Annotated in this window: 1 protein-coding gene; it reads left to right on the top strand. The window is 48.5% G+C overall.

Annotation, left to right across the window (positions count from 1 at the left end; all coding sequences use genetic code 11):
* On the top strand, positions 1-268 hold a 268-nt coding region (gene purN / locus AB1287_RS22420; protein WP_435619154.1), incomplete at both ends, for a phosphoribosylglycinamide formyltransferase.

The following is a 268-nucleotide window of genomic DNA, read 5'->3' as shown; positions in this document are numbered from 1 at the left end:
GTTTTAGAGCGTGCTCAGAACTTAGCCATTCCAAGCTTCGCTTTTGAACTCAAAGAGTTTGAGAATAAGGCGGCTTACGAGCAAGCCGTCGTTGATTTGTTGGACAAACACGAGATTGACTTGGTCTGTCTGGCGGGCTACATGAAGATTGTCGGAGAAACCTTGCTCTCAGCCTATGAAGGGCGTATCATCAATATTCACCCAGCCTATCTGCCTGAATTTCCAGGTGCTCACGGTATCAAGGATGCTTGGGAGGCAGGTGTTGACC

Source organism: Scandinavium sp. UTDF21-P1B, assembly GCF_040750395.1.
In the GTDB taxonomy this organism is placed as follows: domain Bacteria; phylum Pseudomonadota; class Gammaproteobacteria; order Enterobacterales; family Enterobacteriaceae; genus Scandinavium.
The sequence above is the reverse complement of the archived record's forward strand: the minus strand, read 5'-3'. Positions and strand labels throughout refer to the sequence as shown.